The sequence below is a fragment of the Streptosporangium sp. NPDC051022 genome, from assembly GCF_040683035.1.
Classification (GTDB): Bacteria; Actinomycetota; Actinomycetes; order Streptosporangiales; family Streptosporangiaceae; genus Streptosporangium.
Map to the genome: position 1 here is coordinate 38,175 of NZ_JBFBCF010000043.1, position 18,918 is coordinate 57,092.

Below are 18,918 nucleotides of genomic sequence, written 5' to 3' on the forward strand. Positions count from 1 at the left end.
TCCGGCGCATTCCGGTCACCCCGGCGATCACTGGGCACCCTATCGGGGCACAATGAATCCCATGCAGCCCGACCCTGAGCTCGAGGAGTTCGCGACCCGTCTGTTCGACCTGGCCAGGACAGGGGAGACCGACAGGCTCCGCGCGTACGTCGAGGCCGGTGTGCCGGCCAACCTGACCAACGACAGGGGTGACACCCTGGTGATGCTCGCCGCCTACCACGGGCACGCCGAGACGGTCCGGGCCCTGACCGGACTCGGCGCCGACCCCGGGCGTGCGAACGACCGCGGGCAGACACCGCTGTCCGGCGCGGTCTTCAAGAAGGAACCCGAGGTGATCAGGGCTCTTCTGGACGCCGGTGCCGATCCGGACGCCGGAACGCCCTCCGCGCGGGAGACCGCCCGGATGTTCGGTCACGGAGAGTATCTGAAATGGTTCGAACATTACTCTAATTCGTGACGTCTCATATTTTGGGACATATTGAAATCATCTGCCGTTCGGCCATCCTTGAGCGGGTGGGAACCAGAACTGCGCACAGGTCCGATCATCACCTCCGACTCCCCCCGCTTCGCTGCCCCTTCCCGAGCGAGGTGAACCCCAACGTCGAAAGGGTCGATACCGAAACCCTGGAATGGCTCGTCGGCTCGGGGCTGGTGGCCGATACGGAGACGGTGGAACGCTACAGGCGGGCGAAGTACGGCTGGCTGGGCGCGCGGACCTATCCCTACGCCGAGCATCACCTGCTCCGCCTGGTGACCGACTGGTGCGTGTGGCTGTTCGCCTTCGACGACGCCTTCTGCGAGTCGGACCGCCGGGCCGCCGAGATAGCCCGCGCGCTGCCCCAGTTCTACGCCGTGCTGGAGGACCTGGACGGCGGGTACCAGGTGGACGACGTGTTCGCCAAGGCCCTGATGGAGATCAAGGGCAGGATCGCCGCCTACGCCGGCGCGGACCAGCTCGCCCGCTGGTGCGGCGTCACCAAGGACTACCTGTTCGCCCAGGTGTGGGAGGCGGCCAACCGCGAGGACGAGGTCATCCCTCCCGTGGAGGATTACATCTTCATGCGGCGCAGGACCGGGGCCATGCTCACCGTCTTCGCCCTGATCGACGTGGCCAGCGGGCACCGCCTCACCCCGGACGAGTGGCGCCATCCCGACATGCGCGCGATCACCAAGAGCGCCACCGACGTCGTCGTGTGGGACAACGACCTCATCTCGTACGCCAAGGAGAGCGAGAGCGGCAACTTCCGCAACAACCTGGTGAACGTGCTGGCCCGGCACCGGGGCTACTCCCGGCAGGGCGCCATGGAGGCGATCGGCGGGATGCGGAACCGGGCCGTCGCCGACATGGTCGCGCTGCGCCCGTCACTGGAGGCGCTCGGCTCCGAGGCGGTGCTCGCCTACGTGCGCGGGCTGGAGTTCTGGATCAGCGGAAGCGTCGACTACTCGCTGACCAGCTCCCGCTACACGCTCGCCTGGCAACAGGAGGACCGGCTTTCGTCCGGCGGGTGACCGCCCCCGCCGTCAAACCCGGGGGAGCGGGTCGTCGGTCTCGTGCTCGCCGAGCGCGAGCTCGATCAGCTCCTCCAGGTTCAGTCTCTTGCCGCCGGAGAACGCCGCCTCGTGCGCCTCGTCGCCCAGGAGCCGCCTGCACTCCTTGACGCACCGGTCGTGCTCGGTGTTGAAGAAGGGCGAGCCCAGCTGCGGCATCCCGAAGGTCCGCCAGTTCGCCTGGCCCGCGCCCATCAGCCGTGAGGCGAGCGCGGGGTGGCCGTCCTCCAGGGCCTGCCTGGCGACCACCTCGATCGCCAGGCCGATGCCGAGCACGTCGTGGAAGTGGCGTTTGAGCCGCAGCGCCTCACGCGCGTTGGCGATGGCGTCGGCGGAGCGGCCCATCGCCTGGTAGACGCTGGCCAGGGCGTAGATGGCGTACGAGCGCAGCCACAGCTCACCGCGCTGGGCGCAGACCGAGATGCAGTCGCGCAGCAGCACCTCGGCCTCGTTCGGGTCGTTCTGCATGAGCAGCACCATCGACAGCTCGACGATCGAGGGCAGCAGCCCCGGGTTGAGCTCCCTGCCGCTCCTGTGGAACTCGATGGCGACGCCGAGCAGCGCGCTGGCCTTGTGCAGGTCGTTCTGGAGGAAGGCGGCCGTGCCCAGCATCTTGGTCGCCAGGATGACCGCGCCGGAGTCGCCGACGCGGACGGCGTCCGCGCTGCACATGTCGGCGGCCTCGATCGCCCCGGAGATGTTGCCCTGGGCGCTGTTGATGTAGGAGAGCACCCACAGCGCCTTGCAGCGCTCCGGGCTCGGCTGGGGCGCCAGCTGCAGGGTCTTCTCGAGGTAGAGCCTGCCCTCGCGGGCCAGCCCGCAGGCCACCCACATGAACCACAGCGACGACAGCAGCGTCAGCCCGGACTGCACCTCGCCGGGGGTGGTCAGGCAGTGGTCCAGGGCGACCCGGATGTTGTCGTGCTCGTGGCGCATCCGGACGTACCAGTAGACCTGGCGGGCGCCCGACCAGGCCTCCTCGCTCTGCTTGGCCAGCTTCAGGTAGTAGTCGCGGTGCCGCTGCCGGATGCGGGTGGTCTCCCCCAGCTTCTCCAGCCACTCCTCGCCGTACTGGCGCAGGGTGTCGATCAGCCGGTAACGGTGCCCCGAGGATGTGCTCTCGCTCAGCAGGATCGACTTCTCGACCAGGCTGGTGACGAGGTCCATGATCCTCTCATCGGGCAGGTTGTCCCCCGAGCACACGTAGCGGGCGGCGTCCAGCTCGAAGTCGCCCGCGAAGACCGACAGGCGGGCCCACAGGAGCCGCTCGGCGGGCTCGCACAGCTCGTGGCTCCACCCGATCGCGGCGCGCAGCGTCTGGTGGCGGGGCAACGCCGTACGGCTGGCGCCCGCCAGCAGGCTGAAGCGGTCGGCCAGCAGGCCGAGGATCTGCTCGACCGACAACGCCCGCATCCGGACCGCGGCCAGCTCGATGGCGAGCGGGATGCCGTCCAGGCGGCGGCACAGCTCGGCCACGGGGCCGATGTTGTGCTCGTCGAGCACGAAGTTGGGCACGACCGCGCCGGCCCGCGCGGCGAACAGCTGCACGGCCTCGTTGGTGAAGAGGTTCTCGCCGGGGAAGTCGCCGGGAACGGCCAGCGGCGGGATGGTGACGGTGTGCTCGCCCCTGGCGTTCAGCGACTGGCGGCTGGTCGCCAGGATGGTCAGGCCGGCGGCGCTGGTCAGCAGCTCCTCGAAGAGCTCCGCGCTGGCGTCGACCAGGTGCTCGCAGGTGTCGATGATCAGGAGGATCTCGCGGTCGTGCAGCCAGTCGGCCAGCGTCTCGTGCGCCGAGCGGGAGGACTGGTCGGCGATGCCGAGCGCCGAGGTGATCGTGTGCCGGAGCAGGCCCGCGTCCTGCAGCCGGGTCAGGTCGGCGAACCAGACGCCGTCCCTGAACTGGGTCCGCATCAGATGGGCGATGCGCAGCGCGGTGCGGGACTTGCCGACCCCGCCGATGCCGGTCACGGTGACGAGCCGGTGCTCGCGCAGCCGCTGACGGAGTGTGGTCAGGAGCCTGGTACGCCCGACGAAGCTGGTGAGCTCGTTGGGGAGATTGCCGTCTCGCCGCCATCCTGATGGCGTTGCCATGGCCGCCTCACGGGGGTAGCTGACACCTGACCATCGCATCGTACCCGGCTGCGCCCGTGGCTGTCCCTGGCGCCGACGCCGATCCGTGACCTTTCCGGTCAAGCCCCCTCGTGGCGCGAGGCGCTCACCGCGACGCTGGCTAGCATGGACGCGTGACTTCGCTTGAGCCCGACGACCTGCATCCCGACGATCTGCGTCCCGTCGACCTCTCCGACGACGGTCCGCCGATCCTGCCCGACCAGACCGGCGACGACACCGATCTCGGCTGGGGGGGATGGCGCGAGCCCGACGACGACGCGCGGCTGCTGGAGGACCGGCCGCCCCACTGGTAGCGGGAGGCACGACACACCCGGGATCACGAGACGACGTCCCTGCGCCGGAACCGGCGGAAGGCGAGGGCGACCAGGATCGCCGAGTAGGTGATCGAGACGGCGACGCCCTTGACCATTCCGCTGTACTCGGGTTGCGGCGCGAGGGCGTCCAGCCATGCCGTGTTCCAGAACGTCGGCAGGAACTCCCGCAGCGAGCCGAGAACCTCGACCGCCTGCAGGATGTTGCTGACGATCACCAGGCCGACCGCCCCGCCGACCGCGCCGAGCGGCGAGTCGGTGCCGACCGACAGCAGGAAGGCCAGCGCGGCGACCACGAACTGGCTGACCAGGGCGTAGCCGATCACCACGCCGAAGCGGGGCAGCACCTCCAGCGCGGCGATGGTCTCGCCGGTGGCCGGCACCCGCACGTCGTGCCAGCCGAACGCCAGCGTCCCGGCCAGCAGCGCCATCAGGGGCAGGCAGATCACCGCCGCCGCCGAGTAGGCCATCGCGACGATCAGCTTCTGCCGCAGCAGCCGGTCGCGGGGGATCGGGGCGGCCAGCAGGTAACGCAGCGAGGACCAGTCGGCCTCGCTCGCCACGGTGTCGCCGCAGAACAGCGCGACCGCGACGACCAGCAGGAAGCTCGCCGAGACCGACAGCGCGAACGCCGCGAAGTTCAGGCCGCCCTCGGTCGCCAGGTCGGACAGGCGCAGCGTGGCCGCCGGCTGGCCGGAACCGGTGCCGATCTTGAACGCGACCACCAGGATCCACGGCAGCGCGAGCAGCAGGCCGAACATCACCAGCGTGCGGCGCCGCCTGAACTGGCGGGCGAACTCCACCGACAGCGGCAGCGTGTGCCCGGCCAGGTAACCGGCCGCCGAGCCGTCCGCGCCGGGGCCGCCGGAGCCGCCGGAGCCCTCTTCGTGAGGGCCGGTCACCCGGGCGTCGGCGAGGGCCGCGGCCGAGCCGTTGGCGTCGTTCACACCTTCTCCTCGATCAGGTCCAGGAACACGTCCTCAAGGCGGCTGCCGGAGCCGTCGCCCGGGGCACGGCCGCTCAGCAGGTCGCTCACCGGACCGGCCGTGACGAGCCGGCCCCGGTGCATGACCACCACGTGGCTGCAGGTCTGCTCGACCTCGGCGAGCAGATGGCTGGAGACGATGACCGTACGGCCCCGCGTCGCGTAGGCGATCAGGACCTCCCGCATCTCGCGGATCTGCGGCGGGTCCAGGCCGTTGGCGGGTTCGTCGAGCACCAGCAGGTCGGGCAGCCCGAGCATGGCCTGGGCGATGGCCAGGCGCTGGCGCATGCCCTGGGAGTAGGTCCGCACCGCCCGGTCGAGCGCGCCGCCGAGCCCGGCGATCTCCAGGGCCTCGGTGAGGTGGGCGTCCCGGAGGGGACGGCCGGTCGCCCTCCAATAGAGCTCCAGGTTGGCCCGCCCGCTCAGGTGCGGCAGGAAGCCGGGGCCCTCGACGAACGAGCCCAGCCGGGACAGGACGGGGGCGCCGGGGGAGACCCGGTGGCCGAAGATCCTGATCTCGCCCGCGTCGGGGTGGATCAGGCCCATCAGCATCCGCATCGTGGTGGTCTTGCCCGCGCCGTTCGGGCCGAGCAGGCCGAGCACCTGGCCCCGCTCGACGGTGAAGGACAGGCCGTCCACGGCCGGCTCGCCGTTGCGGTAGGCCTTGGTCAGGCCGTCGATCCGCAGCGGGACCCCGCCGAGGGCCGGGTCGTGCCCGTCCGCGCGGCGCCGCCGCCCGGTGAGCAGCAGGACCACGGCGACGACGACGGACACGGCGGGCAGCGCCCAGGTCCACCAGCTCAGGCCGCTCGAGGGGGTCCGCAGCGCGGCGTCGGTCGGGACGGTCAGGGCCGGCTCGGCCAGCCCGACCTCGTAGACGGCCGGGGCCGCCGGGGTGCTGTAGCCCATGTCGGTGGTGGTGAGGGCGACACGCAGCCGGTGCCCGACGTCGAAGCGGTGGTCGACGGCCGGCAGGGTGACCGTGGCCTCCCCGGTGCCGCCCTTGGGGACGGAGATCCTGACCGGGGCGACGAGGCCCTCGGGCAGGAGCGGTGCCTGGGCGCCGCCCGCGACGTCGTAGAGCTTGGCGAACAGCGTCACCTCCCGTGCGCCCTTCGCCTCCTCCGGCGCGCCCTGCCCGTCCTTCGCGTCCCGGGGCGCGACCTGTCCCTCCCGCGTGCCCTGCCCGCCCTGCTCACTCTGCGACCCCTGCGGGTCCTGTGAGCCCTGCGGGTCCTGCGGGTCCTGTGAGCCCTGGCCGTCCGTCCGTCCGGCGCCGGTCGCCGTGTCTTCGAGACGCACCCGCACCTTCACGGCCGAGCTGCCGGTGACCTGGAGCGGCGCGGTGAGCGGGGCGGAGTCGAAGGAGGCGCTCTGGCCCGCCATGTCGATCGACAGGTTCAGGTTGCCCCCGCCGAGGCTTCCGAAGCCGGGGATGGCGGAGACCGAGGCGGGGGAGCCGCCCGGCGGGTTGGCGATCCGCTGGGCGGGGCCGCTCAGCGGGACGGAGGTTCTGGCGGTGCCCGACAGGCCCGGGTAGCCGTCCGCGGTGGCGTGCAGCTGGACGGGGCGCCGGGTGCCGGGGTCGCGGCCGCCGTCGCGGGTGACGGTGAACGGGCTGCCGGTCTGCCCGGTGCCGGTGGTCCCGCGCAGGTAGCGGTCGAACCAGCCGCGGGTCCGCTCGTGGATCCAGTCGACCTCGCCGTTGCCGCCGTCGTGGCCGCCGTCGAACCAGGCGACGCCGACCGGGGCGCCGGTCGCGGCGACGGCCCTGGCGTTGGCGTCCGCCTGCCCCAGGGGGAACAGCGAGTCGCGCTGCCCCTGGAGCAGCAGCGTCGGGATCTTGATCCTGCCGGGCACGGAGATCGGGCTGGAGCGGCGCAGGGTCTCGATCGCCGACGGTGTCGCCCGGCCCGTCTCGGCGATCCGCTGGTACATGTCGCAGAGTTCCGGCAGGAACCGGCCGCACCTGACCTCCTGCGCGGTCGGGGGCGAGGCGGGCAGGGCGGCCTGGCCGCCGCCCGCCGCGGACGGCAGGGGGCCGGTGACCTGGGGGGTTCCGCCCCTGCTGAAGAACAGCCCGGCCCACATCCGCTTGAACACCCCGTTCTCCGGCCCCCGGCCGCCCGCCTCGGGGAACAGCGCGTCGGCCAGGTCGTACCAGGTGATCTGGGGGACGATCGCGTCGATCCTGCCGTCGTGGGCGGCGGCCATCAGGGCGATGGCCCCGCCGTAGGAGCCGCCCGCGATGCCCACCCTGGGGTCGCCGGCCGCGTCGAGCCGGACCTCGGGCCGTTTCGCCAGCCAGTCGACGAGCTGGCGGACGTCCTTGACCTCGTAGTCGGGGGAGTTGAGCGCGATCTGCCCGCCGGAGGCGCCGAAGCCCCGCGCGGACCAGGTCAGTACGGCGTAGCCGTCCTGCGCCAGCCGTACCGCGGCCTCCCGGACGCTCTGCTTGCTGCCGCCGAAGCCGTGCGCCAGCAGCACCGCCGGGGCCCGGCCGCCTCCGGCGGGCGGGAAGAAGCTCGTGTCGAGCGTGACCCGCTGGTCGTCGGCCGGGCCGTCGACCACCGTGATCGTGTGGTCCTGGGCCCGTACCGCGGGCGCCGACGGCCACAGCGCCCAGAAGGCGACCCCGGCGACCAACACTGTGACCACAGTGACCACTGTGATCCGGATGACCGGCTTCCCCGCGAGCTTCATGACCGCGAGCTTACTGAGGGGAGCTGAGAGGGGCCTGAGACGCTTCCCCGGGACACGGAGCGTCTCCAGAAGTTCCTAGCGATGGACAAAAGGCCCAAAAGGTGCAATTAACGATCAAGGTGTACTAACCCCTACCGATCTCTCAGGGATGTTCCCGATTGCGGACCAAGGTAAAGGACGGGCATCATTTCGCGCGTGAAGCCAGTCGCCAGCTTGAGAAAAAGAGCCACTCCCGTCGTTCTGTGGGCCCTGCCCTACTGGACCAGGGGAAAGGCGGGCCGTCAGACTCCGGAGGACCTGTTCCGGGTGCTCTATTTCGGCTGGCTGGTGGCCTTCTCCTTCAAGGTCCTGGGCGCCTCGTGGGACGTCTCCTGGCACTTCAAGTGGCTGCGTGACGACCTGGCGCCGCCACACCTGCTCAACAGCGTCGGCACCGCCATCGCGCTCATGCTCACGATCGTCCACCTTTACACCGGCTACGGCGTCGACAGGACGGCGCAGCGCCTCATCGGCTGGGGCACCGCGGTCTTCCTCATCGCGGTGCCGCTCGACCTGATCAACCACCGCGTCAACGGGCTCGACATCACCTCGTGGAGCCCGTCGCACATGATGCTCTACATCGGCACCCTCCTGATGGTCTGCGGGGTGATCAGGGGCTGGTTCATGGGCGCGCCCCCCGGACGGACGCGGACGCTGGTCCTCGGCGGGCTCTTCGTGTTCCTGCTCGAGAACGTCTGGTTCCCGGCGCAGCACCAGGAGTACGGCGTGTTCGGCATCGCCGCCTGGGACCGGGGGCGCCCCGAGGCCGAGCCCATCCTGCTGCAGTTCGCCGCCGACCAGATGGGCCGCGCGGTCGACCGGCCGATGGTGGTCAGGTTCTCGCTGCCGGTGCCGGACGCGCTCTACCCGCTCTACGCCGTGGCCGCCGCCATGCTCGTCCTGGTGATCGCCCGCGCGATGACGGGGCGGGCGTTCACCGCGACGATCGTCGCGGCCTCCTACGTCGCCTACCGCACCCTCATCTGGCCGCTGCTCGCGCTGGCCACCTTCCCGCGCTCGGCGGTGCCGGTCTTCCTGATCGCCGGTGCGCTCGCGGTCGACCTGGCGTTCCTGATCCGGGTCCCGGTGGTGCGGGCGCTGGTCGGCTCGCTCGCGGTCACCGTCGTCGTCGAGGAGGCGCTGCGCCTGCAGAGCATGGCCTACCTCACCCCGCCGCTGGTGCCGCCCCTGACGGTGGCGATCGGCGGGGTGATCCTGGCCGTCCTGTGGCTGGGCGCCGAGTGGGCGCTGTCCCGCTACAGGCTCCGGGCTCAGGACATGGAGGCCGTGGTCAGCGCGACCGCGAGTCCGTAGGCCAGCCCCATCACGGTGATCTCGGCCGCCGCCCACGCGACGACCGCCGTCCCCTGCCGCGCGGTGATGCGCGGCAGCAGGCGGAACCTGATGTGGGCGGCGAACGGGATCAGCAGCGCCACGCCGGCGGTCTTGGCCAGCACGAGCAGCCCGTAGTGGCTGCCGAACAGCGCCCCCGGCAGTTCGACGCCCTGGGTCAGGGCCATCGAGGACAGGCCGGTCACCAGCCCGGAGAGGCTCACCAGCACCAGCGCCAGCGTCGCCAGCCTGGAGAACCTCGGCAGGACCCGGGCCAGCAGCTCCCGGTTCCCGGCGACCAGCAGCATGATCATCAGCAGTCCGCCCGTCCAGGCGGCGGAGCCCATCACGTGCAGCTCCATCGAGATCATGATGGGGTCGTGCCACACCGAGTTCACCGCGTGCCCGGTGACGGGGATCGGCAGCAGGCCGAAGAAGGCGATCACGATCCGCAGCTCCGCCGGGACCTTCTCGCCGAACCGTACGGCCAGCAGCCCGATCCCGGCGTAGGCGAGCGCGCAGGCGGCGCTGAAGAGCATCCCCTGACCGGCGCCGACACCGTTGACGTATTCGGCGATCATCGCCGGAGTCGGGATCGTCCCCGGGTTGAGCTGGGCGGTCTGGAACACGATGACGACCAGCGCCAGCAGTGCCCACGCCCACGCGAACGTCACCGCCAGCGGCCTGGCCCGGCGCATCACCGGCTCGGTCCGGTCGGGGTCGTCGAACCCGAGCATCTTCGGCAGCAGGCTGAGCCCGACCACCGCCACCGCGGCCAGGTCGAGCAGCACCCGCAGCACCGGCAGGCCGTACTCCACCAGCGGCCCGGGGACGGTGATCCCCGGTACCGCCTCCTGGGCGGTCAGCGCCGTCGCGGTCACCACGGCGAGCACGGCTCCCGAGACGAACCCGCCGGCGACCAGCCTTCTGAGCGTGCCCTTCGTCTCCGGCACGCCCTCCAGGGTCGCGGTCATCGCGGGGCCCCCCTTTCCCCGCCGCGGCGCAGCGCCACGACGGTGGCCCCGCCCAGCAGGACGAGGGCGCCCACGATCCACAGCACGGCCATCCCGGCCCCGCCGTTCTGCGCGGCCTCGGCGGCCTGGGCGCTCAGATCCGGGGTCTGCGGCGCGGCGGAGGCGGCCGGGTCCGGCTGGGCCGCGGTGCCCGTGCCCGCCGTGGTCAGGGTGAAGGTCACCTTGTCCGCCACCGGGTGGCCGTCCGAGGACAGGATGCGGTATCCCACGACGTACTGCCCGGCGGGGCCCAGGGGCCTGACCCCGACGCTCACCTTCGCGCCGTCGACGGTCGTCTTCCCGTCCTCCCAGCGGGTCCCGTCGGGACCGGTCACGCTGATCTGGGCGAAGCCCTGCCGTGCCGACTGGTCGAAGGTGAGGGTGATCCGTTCGGGTCCCGCGGCGAGCCGGGCGCCGTCCTGGGGGTCGCTGCCGATCAGCACGTTGTGGGCCTGCGCCGGGGTGACCGCGCCCAGAAGCGCGGCGCACGCGAGCAGCAGGACGGTCAGAAGCCGCCTCACCGATCGTGGCCTTCCATTGGGTCTGTCATGACCCCGCCATGGTCCCATCACCGCCCACCGGCGTGGGAATCGGCCACCGGGACGACAAATCGGACGGTCCCGAGGGAAGGCGCCGGGACGGTTCCCGGTGGTTCCGCGGTGCTCCCCGGGTGCTCCCCGGGCGCTCCCCGGGCGGCCGCCGGAACGGTCACGGGGAACGGCCCGCGGAGACGGTGCCGGAGAGCGGTGCCGGAGAGCGGTGCCGGAGAGCGGCGGCGGAGACGGTGCGGGAAGGAGGCGGCGGCGGAGACGGTGCGGGAAAACGGTGGCGCCCGGCGATCCGTGGCAGGAGGGATCGCCGGGCGCCTGTGGGAGGAATGGCTAGTTCAGGCGCTGCCAGAGCGCGGGCACGTTCGCGGGCTCCCATCCCGCGCCGGAGGTGTGCGCCTGGCGGCACTCATAGTTGGCGCCCGAGTAGGAGACCCGGGTGCCGGCGGTGTAGGCCGTGCCCGCCTTCCACGCCGGGTAGGTCCCGGTCGAGGTGACGGTCGGGGTGGGGGTGGCGGTCGGGGTGACCGTCGGCGTCACCGTCGGGGTGGCGGTCGGCGTCACCGTCGGGCTCACCGTCGGGGTCGCGGTGGGCGTGTTGGTCGGGGTGACGGTCGGGCTCACCGTGGGGGTGGGCGACCCGGTGGGGATGACGGTCGGAGAGGGGCTGGTGGTCGCGCAGACACCGAGGTCGGTCCAGACGGAGTTGGTGCCCGGCTCGTTGTTCTGGGTCCACCACTTGGCCTGCCACAGGTGGCCCTTGTGCGTGACCTTGGCTCCGCCGTTGTAGATCTCGCCCGCCGACCACGGGGGAGCCCCGCAGTCGCCGCCGGGGCCGCCGGTGCCGGTCGGCGTCGGCGTCGGGTTGACGACCACGCCGCCGCGGGCGTAGTCACCGGTCAGGCCGTAGGTCTTGCCGCCGAAGCTCACGGTGAAGTTCGCCGGGGCCGGGGCGGGCAGGTAGTAGACGTAGTCCATGCTCAGCGAGGCGCCGGGGGCCAGCGGCTCGTTGGCCTTCAGCTTGAAGGAGATCCGGTTGAAGTCGCCCTTCAGGCCGCCGATGTTGTTGCCGGAGCCGTGCTCGCTGCTGATCACGGTCAGGCCGTAGCCGGACTGGTCCTTGGCGGTCCTCGGCGCCGAGCTGGCGTAGTCCCACTGGAACTCCGCGCCGCCGGGGATCGTCGTCTTCGAGTTGTTGGTGACCTTCAGCTTGCCGGTGATCGGGTAGTTGCTGTCACCGGAGGGGAAGCCGCTGATGTCCACGCTCATGTCGAGCTTCTCGTCGGGGATGCTCACCTTGGCGCGGGTCGCGCCGTACGGCGTGGCGGTCTTGAAGGTGTTGTAGACCTGGGTGGTGAGCGTGTCGCCCATGAACCACTCGCTCTTGGCCGAGTCCCAGGCGTAGTCGCCGGCCAGCTCCCAGATCATCATGCCGCCGATGCCCCGGTCCTTGACGTAGTTGGCCTTGACGCCGATGGACTGGTCGTCCTCGGTCGACAGGAAGACCTTCTTGGTGTCGTTCCACAGCCAGGGGGCGACCAGGGTCGAGTTGTAGTTGCGGACGTAGGTGCCGGTCAGCTTGTCGTCGGCCTTGTTCGGGTCGAGGCCGTAGGCGGGGCCGTAGGAGCCGACGCGGCCGTCCAGCAGGTTCTTGGCGTGCCAGAGCGGGTTGCCGCCGCCGCCGACCTCGCTGTTGTTCTCCATGTCGTGCCAGAGGTTGTCGATGCCGCGCGCGCCGTCACCACAGGTGGTCAGGCCGGTCGGGCAGCCGCTGGTGCTCTTGGAGATGCCCCACAGGCCGTTGGTGCCGCCGGTGACGTTGCGCCAGCCCCGGGTGTAGTACGGCACGCCGATGTTGATCCGGCCCGGCTGCATCGCACCGCGGAAGTAGTGGTAGGCCCAGTCGGTGTTGAGGTAGCCGAGGCCGCCGTACGCCTCGGTGTTGTAGACGTTCCACTTGGCCAGCTCGGCGTCCTTGCCGTCGTCGTAGAGCGCCGCGTTCGGGCCGACGAACTCGTTCCACGCGCCGTGCAGGTCGTAGGACATGATGTTGACGTAGTCGAGGTACTGCGTGACCTGGAAGGTCTCCATGCCGCGCAGCAGGTAGCCCGAGGAGGGGGCGGCGACCGACAGCAGGTAGTACTTGCCGTCGGCGGCGGAGGCGGCGTTGAGCTTCTCACGCAGCGTCTTCATCAGCACCGCGTAGTTCTTCATCAGCGACGAGCGGCGGGCGTTGCCGATCTGCCAGTCCAGCGGGTTGCCCGCGTCCTTCATCGACGTCGGGTACTCGTAGTCGATGTCCACGCCGTTGAAGCCGTACTTCCGGATGAACGCGACCGAGGAGTCGGCGAAGGCGTTGATCCCGGCCGTGTTGGCCGAACCGTCGGCGTTCGTCGTCATCGTGTAGAAGCCGCCGGAGGGCTTGCGGTCGCCGGCGTCGTCGATGTAGCCGCCGGTCTCGGCCCAGCCGCCGACGCTGATCAGCGTCTTGGCGTTCGGGTTGGCCTTCTTGTACTTGTTCAGCAGGTTGAAGTGGCCCTTGTACGGCAGCGCCGGGTCGAGGGTGTCGATCCCCGGCCACTCCATGCCGGTCGCCGCGTTGTTGGGACCGTCGCCGCCGACCGAGATCTTGTTGTCCGGGCCCACGTGCGCGAACGCGTAGTTGATGTGGGTGACCTTGTCCCAGGGGATGTTCTTGGCCAGGTAGGACGGCTGACCGTTCTTTCCGGTCCGCCATCCGGTGAAGTAGCCGATGATGCGGCGAGGATGGTCGGCACCCATCTTCTCCCGGCCCGCCTCGTCGTAGACCTGGCAGTAGGGCACGTCGAGGCCCGGTGAGGTGTAGAGCCCGTCGGGACGGCAGGCCGCGTTGTCGGTCGCCGCGGTGGCGGTGCCCGCGAGTGCGCAGGCGATCAGGGCGAACGACGCGCCGGCCGCCGCGAGGCCCGCGCGTAAGCGTGAGGACATGGGAGAGCTACCTCCGAATGAGGAAACACAGCGGTGAACCCCAACCCCGAGACCCCCCCCACGGGTTGTTGATTTTGGAAACTATGCGCTCCCATCAGGTCCGTCAATGCTTTCTTTTAAGAAAGTTTCTTGATAGTTAGTAGGGGTGACCTCGCTGAGCCACGGGGGGCGAAGACCCCGCACGCGTGACCACGGCATCCACCGACCCCGGATCCCGTGAGGTGCGCGTGCGGGCGGCACCGCCCGCACGCAGCGATTTCACACTCCTCGGGACACCCCCGAACAATCCGCCTTCCCCCGGCGCGGCACCACCGCCGCCGAGGGGAGGGCCCGCCGTGAACCTGGCCGTCGTGAACCTAGCTGGAATCGCCGCTTCGCCGGTCCCGGCCGAGGCGGCGGACGGCCAGTGAGGCCACCCGTACGGCGAGCGACGGCGAGAGCCGTGCCCCGAGCCAGGCCAGCCGCCCCGACGCCGGGACCACGATGAGCGCCCGGTCGCGCGCGAGGCCCCGCATGATGTCGCCCGCGAGCGCGTCGGCGGAGTAGAGCCGGCCCTGGGCCCTGATCGCCGATCGCCTGGCGCTCGTGCCGGTCCTGGTCCGCGGCAGGCCGGGGTTGACGTGGTCGAGCAGCGGGGTGTCGACGAAACCCGGGCAGACCACGCTGACCTTCACGCCGTGCGCCGCCGCCTCGGTCCGCAGGGCGAGGGACAGCCCGACCACCGCGTGCTTGGTCGCGGCGTACGGCGCCATCATGGGCGTGGGAACCAGGCCCGCCAGGGACGCGGTGTTCACGATGTGGCCGAAACCCTGCCGGATCATGACGGGGTAGGCGGCGTGGACACCGTGCACCACGCCGCGCAGGTTCACGTCGATCGTGCGGTTCCAGTGGTCGAGGGTGAGCTCCTCCGCGGTGCCGCCGACCGCGATCCCGGCGTTGTTGAACACGAAGTCCAGCCTGCCCCGGTCGTCCCTGACGCCCGTGACCAGATCCTCCACGGCCCGCGCGTCCGTGACGTCCAGCCTCACGCCCGAACCGCCGATCTCCCCGGCCACCCGTTCGGCTCCGGCGCCGTCCAGGTCGGCGACCACGACGTGTACGCCACGGCCGCCCAGCTCCCGGCAGACCGCCCGGCCGATGCCCGACGCGCCTCCCGTCACGATCGCTGTCCTCATCGAAACTCCTTTCGGCGTGCGGACTCCGGGCCCGGCCGGAGAGCGGTGGCGCGGGGTGACCCCTTTCGGGCGGACCGGTGGACAGGGGATCGACTGTCCTTAACCGGGATGTGTGCTCTATTACGCCGGGGTGGTGTCCTTTATTCGGCGTGGTACTCGGACCACTCCTCATCCGCTTCGTGCTCCGTCGACGGCTGGGCGTAGTGGAATCCTGCTGTTATGGCAGTGATGCCCGCTCCCCGACCCCTTTTGGGAGCCGTGCTTCTGTTGTTCGTCAGCGCCGCCTGGGGGTCGGCCTTCCCGCTGATGAAAGATCTCATGCTCCGGATGCCCGTGGCGGATCTGCTCACCGAGCGTTACGCCCTCGCGGCGCTCGTCCTGTTCGCGCTGCGCCCGCGCTGTCTGCGGGGACTGCCGGCGGGAACCTGGCGGACCGGTGTCCTGCTGGGCCTGCTGTTCGGCGCGGGCCAGACGGCCCAGGCGTTCGCGCTGCACGACCTGCCCTCGTCGGTCTCAGGGTTCGTCGTCGGCTCCTACGTGGTGATCACCCCGCTCCTCGGACTGGTCCTGCTCGGCGCGGACGTCTCCGCGCGCACGTGGATCGCGGTGGCGCTGGCCATGGCGGCCATGACGATCTTCACCCTGTTCAGGGGGGAGGAGGGCGGCGCGGTCCCGGCGCCGGCGCTGGCCGTGACCCTGCTGTCCGCGGTGCTGTACTCCGGGCACACCCTCGTGCTCGGCAACTTCGCCGAGGCGCGGCGAGCCGCCTACCCGATCACGGTGATCCAGCTCGGCACCATCGCCCTCATGACAGGCGTCCTCGCCGTGCCGGACGGCCTCACCCCGCCCCGCACCCCGGCCGACTGGGCGATCCTCGGCCACCTGTCGATCGTGGCCTGCGCGCTGGGCTTTTTGGCACGTTCCTACGGTCAGGGACACGTGCCCGCCACGCCCGCCACGGTGATCCTGTCGGCCCAGCCGCTCTGGGTGACCGTCCTGGCCGTCGCGCTGTACGGCGAGCGGCTCACCTGGACCGTCTTCCTCGGCGGAGGGCTGATCGCGCTGGCCATGCTCCTGGTCGTGCTGCCCGGGGAGGCCCTGGCCGCGCCGCCCGAGAGAGCGCTCAGCGCAGCGCGTCGGGGGACAGCCCCAGCTCTCCCGCGGTCGCCGTACGGACGAACTCCGCCAGACGGGCCTGGGACAGCACGCGCTTGTGCACGGTCGCCTGGGTCGACAGGCCGTCGATGAGCGAGACGATCCGCCAGGTGGACCCGTCGGGATCGGCGCAGGTGAACGCGCCGGCCTCGGCGCCCTCGTCGATGATCGCGCGCAGCGCCTGCTTCCAGCGCAGATCGATCCTGCGGGACATCTCCTCCAGCTCGGCGTTGCGCATCGACTCGGCCCAGGCGTCGATCCACAGCGCCCACGACTTGGACCTGCCGGTCGGGGAGTAGAACCTGAGCAGGACGCGCAGCCGTTCCAGGGGGGAGCCGTCCGCGCCCTCCACCTTGGTGAGGGTCTCCAGGTCGCGCTGGGCCGCGTAGGCGAAGGCCTGCGCGAACAGCTTCTCCTTGGTCTCGAAGTGGTAGAACAGCAGTGCCTGGCTGACCCCGGCGGCCTGCGCGATGTCCGCGGTCCGGGTGTGCCCGAAGCCCTGGGCCGCTATGACGTCGCAGGCGGTCCGGAGCAGATCTTCGCGACGTAATCGTCCAAATCCCCGTGTCACAGGGGAACCCTAGCGGTTGAGGGGGAGGCGCAATACGAAACGTGCGCCTTGGGGGCTCTCCTCCAGTCCCAGGGTCCCGCCGTACGCCTGGGCGATCTCTCTGGCGATGGGCAGCCCCAGGCCCGTGCCCCCGGCGTCCCTGTTGCGCGAGGCGTCGAGCCGGGCGAAGCGGCGGAAGACCACCTCCCAGTGTTCGCGGGCGATTCCGGCGCCGTCGTCGAGCACCTCCAGGACGGCCGTTCCCCCGATTTTCTTGCCGGTTCCCCCGTCGGCCCGCACGCTCACCGTGATCCGCGCGGCGGCGTGCCGTTCGGCGTTGTCCAGCAGGTTGGTCAGCAGCCGTGCAAGCCGGACCCGGTTGCCCAGCACCGTGACGCCGGGCTCCAGCTCGCGGACCATCTCGACGCCGCGCCTGCGGCGGGCCAGCTCCTCCTCGCACAGCTCGGCCAGGTCGATCCGTTCCTTGCGGGCCGGCGCGCCGGAGTCGAGCTTGGCCAGCATCAGCAGATCGGAGACGATCGCCTGGAGCCGGTCCAGGCTGACGAGCATCTCGCCGGCCTTCGCCTTCCAGTCGGTGTCCTCCGGATAGAGCAGCGCCTCCTCGACCTGCGCGCGCATGGCGGTGAGCGGGCTGCGCAGGTCGTGGGAGGCGTCGGAGGCGAACCTGCGCTGCTGTTCGGCCGCCGCCTCCAGCCGGTCGAGGGTCTGGTTGATCGTCAGGGCCAGTCCCCTGACCTCGTCCTGCGCGGCCGGGACGGGCACCCGGCGGCCGAGGTCGGTCGCGGTGATCTCGGCCAGCTCGTTCCTGATCGCGTTCACCGGGAGCAGCGCCCGGTGAACCGTCTGGTAGGCGCCGACTCCGGCGAGCACCACCAGCAGCAGGCAGCTGCCGACGATGACGGCGAACAGCCCCGGATGGACGTACCAGGGAACCACGTCGTCGGCGGCGTAGATGATCCAGTCGCCACTCGGCTGGTGGATTCTGAAGGCCACGACGACCGTGCAGTCCGGCAGGTGGGGGATGCCGCACAGTTCCCTGGCGGTGCTGACGCTCCCGGCAGGAGGGACGAAGTCCGCCATCCGCGGGCTTCCACGCAGGTTCGGGGTCGACGAGATGACCTTCCCCGCCGAGTCGAGGACCTGGACGCCGTCGAGCCCGTCCTGGGGCAGCACGGAGGGCAGCCGACCCCGCATCGTGAGGTCGATGGTCTCCAGGGCGGCGTTGGTGACCTCCTGGGCGCGGAAACTTCCGGCCAGGCTGTACAGGGCGAGGGTCGCGATCACGGTGATGGCGATGCCCGACAAGACGGCGACGGTGATGGCGATCAGCGTCAACCGGGTCCGAACCGACCAGGTGCCCCTGGTGACCACGCCAACCTCCCCCGAGATCAGACGATCACCCTGGACGGACTAATTGCCATTTCCTGGCCATTCATGGCCAAGGAGGGGCAAAGTTCGTCTTTCCTCCTTTTGGGAATACGAGGTCTCGCGGGTGGCCCTCGCCCGCCGGCTCCGGTCACCCGGCGCGTTCCAGGAGGGTACGGAGGATCTCTCCGGAGTCCGTCCACAGCACCGCGCCCCCGATTCCGGGGACGACGTGCCGGACGGCTCCGGGAATGCGGTGTGCCAGGCCGGCTCCCAGGTCGGGCGAGTGGCCGACGTCCTCCCGCCCGTACCACAGGTCCACCGGCACCCTGATCGACGAGAGATCGATTCCCCACCGGCCCATCGCCAGGGCGGTGTCACGCGCGTAGCCCCCGGGGCCCTGGGCGAAGGCGTCCTCCAGCGCCCGCCGGTACGCGGCGGCGAACCCGGCCTCCTCGTAGACGGCGAGATCGCAGGCCGGGCTGCCGCCCATGACCATGTCCCACATGGCCTGCGGGGTGAACCCGGCGAAGATCCTCTCGGCGGCCTCCGGATCGGTCACCGCGACGTCCACCAGGCGCCGCAACTCCTCCGGCAGCGCGTCGGCGAACCGGGGGTCGGCGACCTCGTCCGCCCCCGAGACCACCGCCAGCGCACCGATCACTCCGGCCTCCGCGCAGGCCAGGGCGAACGGCGCCCCCTGCGAGTTGCCGACCATGGCGGGCAGGCCCAGGTCCCCGCGCCCGGCGAACACGCGGACGTCCTCGGCGAAGTCGGCGAAGGTGCGCCGGGGCGCGGGAGTGGAGACGCCCAGCCCGGGCCGGTCGAGGGAGATCAGCCGGACACCGAGATCGTCCACCGCCTCGGCCCCGAAGCCCAGGCCGCGACCGGTGGCCGCCCCCGGGGAGAACAGAACCGGTGCGCCGTCCATCGGTCCCCACTCGGCCCAGCCCAGCACCCTCCCGTCGGGCAACCGTTCCTCACCGGTACGGACGGGGGCGGTGACATACGTGCTCATGGCCCTCATCATGCCGCTCCCGTCCCACCGGATCCGATTCGTTTTCGCCTCGTGAGAC

At 71.0% G+C, this 18,918-nt stretch carries 14 protein-coding genes and 1 pseudogene; 5 read left to right on the forward strand and 10 right to left on the reverse strand.

Annotation, left to right across the window (positions count from 1 at the left end):
- Positions 1–52 precede the first annotated feature (52 nt).
- Both AB0N02_RS42060 and AB0N02_RS42065 read left to right on the forward strand, forming a co-directional pair.
- Complete coding sequence (locus AB0N02_RS42060; RefSeq protein ID WP_363959340.1) at positions 53–457, forward strand: ankyrin repeat domain-containing protein; 405 nt, start codon at positions 53–55, stop codon at positions 455–457.
- A 131-nt stretch (positions 458–588) separates the two neighbouring features.
- Entirely contained in the window at positions 589–1,509 is a 921-nt protein-coding gene (locus AB0N02_RS42065; protein ID WP_363959343.1) for a 4-epi-cubebol synthase, read from the forward strand.
- A gap of 12 nt (positions 1,510–1,521) precedes the next feature.
- Here the strand turns inward: AB0N02_RS42065 and AB0N02_RS42070 are convergent, their stop codons facing one another.
- Complete coding sequence (locus AB0N02_RS42070; protein ID WP_363959346.1) at positions 1,522–3,639, reverse strand: AAA family ATPase; 2,118 nt, start codon at positions 3,637–3,639, stop codon at positions 1,522–1,524.
- 152 nt (positions 3,640–3,791) lie between these two features.
- Between AB0N02_RS42070 and AB0N02_RS42075 the strand changes: the two genes are divergently transcribed.
- Positions 3,792–3,971 carry a hypothetical protein gene (locus AB0N02_RS42075; RefSeq protein ID WP_363959349.1) on the forward strand — a complete coding sequence of 60 codons (180 nt, stop codon included), beginning with the start codon at positions 3,792–3,794 and terminating at the stop codon, positions 3,969–3,971.
- A 23-nt stretch (positions 3,972–3,994) separates the two neighbouring features.
- On the opposite strand, the gene AB0N02_RS42080 is transcribed toward AB0N02_RS42075, so the two are convergent.
- Both AB0N02_RS42080 and AB0N02_RS42085 read right to left on the reverse strand, forming a co-directional pair.
- Positions 3,995–4,936 carry an ABC transporter permease subunit gene (locus AB0N02_RS42080; protein ID WP_363959352.1) on the reverse strand — a complete coding sequence of 314 codons (942 nt, stop codon included), beginning with the start codon at positions 4,934–4,936 and terminating at the stop codon, positions 3,995–3,997.
- Positions 4,933–7,632, reverse strand: a complete 2,700-nt coding sequence (locus tag AB0N02_RS42085) for an alpha/beta fold hydrolase (protein ID WP_363959355.1) — start codon at positions 7,630–7,632, stop codon at positions 4,933–4,935. Before AB0N02_RS42085 ends, AB0N02_RS42080 begins: the two co-directional genes overlap by 4 nt.
- Before the next feature lie 240 nt (positions 7,633–7,872).
- On the opposite strand from AB0N02_RS42085, the gene AB0N02_RS42090 reads away from it, so the two are divergent.
- Positions 7,873–9,030, forward strand: coding sequence for a hypothetical protein (locus AB0N02_RS42090; protein ID WP_363959358.1), 1,158 nt, complete (start codon positions 7,873–7,875; stop codon positions 9,028–9,030).
- On the opposite strand, the gene AB0N02_RS42095 is transcribed toward AB0N02_RS42090, so the two are convergent.
- The 4 genes from AB0N02_RS42095 to AB0N02_RS42110 all read right to left on the reverse strand — a co-directional run bounded on the left by AB0N02_RS42095 (position 8,988) and on the right by AB0N02_RS42110 (position 14,751).
- Positions 8,988–10,022, reverse strand: a complete 1,035-nt coding sequence (locus tag AB0N02_RS42095; RefSeq protein WP_363959361.1) for a CopD family protein — start codon at positions 10,020–10,022, stop codon at positions 8,988–8,990. The two genes, AB0N02_RS42090 and AB0N02_RS42095, sit on opposite strands and share 43 nt — an antisense overlap.
- Complete coding sequence (locus AB0N02_RS42100) at positions 10,019–10,582, reverse strand: copper resistance CopC family protein (RefSeq protein WP_363959364.1); 564 nt, start codon at positions 10,580–10,582, stop codon at positions 10,019–10,021. The genes AB0N02_RS42095 and AB0N02_RS42100 overlap by 4 nt, the downstream gene beginning before the upstream one ends.
- Positions 10,583–10,942: 360 nt before the next feature.
- Positions 10,943–13,576 (reverse strand): glycosyl hydrolase family 18 protein, encoded by a 2,634-nt coding sequence (locus AB0N02_RS42105; protein ID WP_363959367.1) that lies wholly within the window; start codon positions 13,574–13,576, stop codon positions 10,943–10,945.
- Positions 13,577–13,932: 356 nt separating this feature from the next.
- Positions 13,933–14,751, reverse strand: a complete 819-nt coding sequence (locus AB0N02_RS42110; RefSeq protein ID WP_363959370.1) for an SDR family oxidoreductase — start codon at positions 14,749–14,751, stop codon at positions 13,933–13,935.
- A 228-nt stretch (positions 14,752–14,979) separates the two neighbouring features.
- Between AB0N02_RS42110 and AB0N02_RS42115 the strand changes: the two are divergent.
- Positions 14,980–15,822, forward strand: a pseudogene (locus AB0N02_RS42115) (DMT family transporter); the annotation flags it as partial.
- Positions 15,823–15,874: 52 nt separating this feature from the next.
- Here AB0N02_RS42115 and AB0N02_RS42120 read toward each other — a convergent pair.
- From AB0N02_RS42120 to AB0N02_RS42130, 3 genes are all read right to left on the reverse strand, one after another.
- Positions 15,875–16,477: a TetR/AcrR family transcriptional regulator gene (locus AB0N02_RS42120; protein ID WP_363959373.1), complete on the reverse strand. Its 603-nt coding sequence runs from the start codon at positions 16,475–16,477 to the stop codon at positions 15,875–15,877.
- A gap of 9 nt (positions 16,478–16,486) precedes the next feature.
- Positions 16,487–17,848, reverse strand: coding sequence for a HAMP domain-containing sensor histidine kinase (locus AB0N02_RS42125; protein ID WP_363959376.1), 1,362 nt, complete (start codon positions 17,846–17,848; stop codon positions 16,487–16,489).
- A 145-nt stretch (positions 17,849–17,993) separates the two neighbouring features.
- Complete coding sequence (locus tag AB0N02_RS42130) at positions 17,994–18,860, reverse strand: alpha/beta hydrolase (protein ID WP_363959379.1); 867 nt, start codon at positions 18,858–18,860, stop codon at positions 17,994–17,996.
- Positions 18,861–18,918 lie beyond the last annotated feature (58 nt).

Excerpts from the sequence above, each read along its gene's own strand:
- AB0N02_RS42060 (WP_363959340.1), top strand. The coding sequence starts at position 53 with ATGAATCCCATGCAGCCCGACCCTGAGCTCGAGGAGTTCGCGACCCGT.
- AB0N02_RS42070 (WP_363959346.1), bottom strand. The coding sequence starts at position 3,639 with ATGGCAACGCCATCAGGATGGCGGCGAGACGGCAATCTCCCCAACGAG.
- AB0N02_RS42095 (WP_363959361.1), bottom strand. The coding sequence starts at position 10,022 with ATGACCGCGACCCTGGAGGGCGTGCCGGAGACGAAGGGCACGCTCAGA.
- AB0N02_RS42105 (WP_363959367.1), bottom strand. The coding sequence starts at position 13,576 with ATGTCCTCACGCTTACGCGCGGGCCTCGCGGCGGCCGGCGCGTCGTTC.
- AB0N02_RS42110 (WP_363959370.1), bottom strand. The coding sequence starts at position 14,751 with ATGAGGACAGCGATCGTGACGGGAGGCGCGTCGGGCATCGGCCGGGCG.
- AB0N02_RS42130 (WP_363959379.1), bottom strand. The coding sequence starts at position 18,860 with ATGAGCACGTATGTCACCGCCCCCGTCCGTACCGGTGAGGAACGGTTG.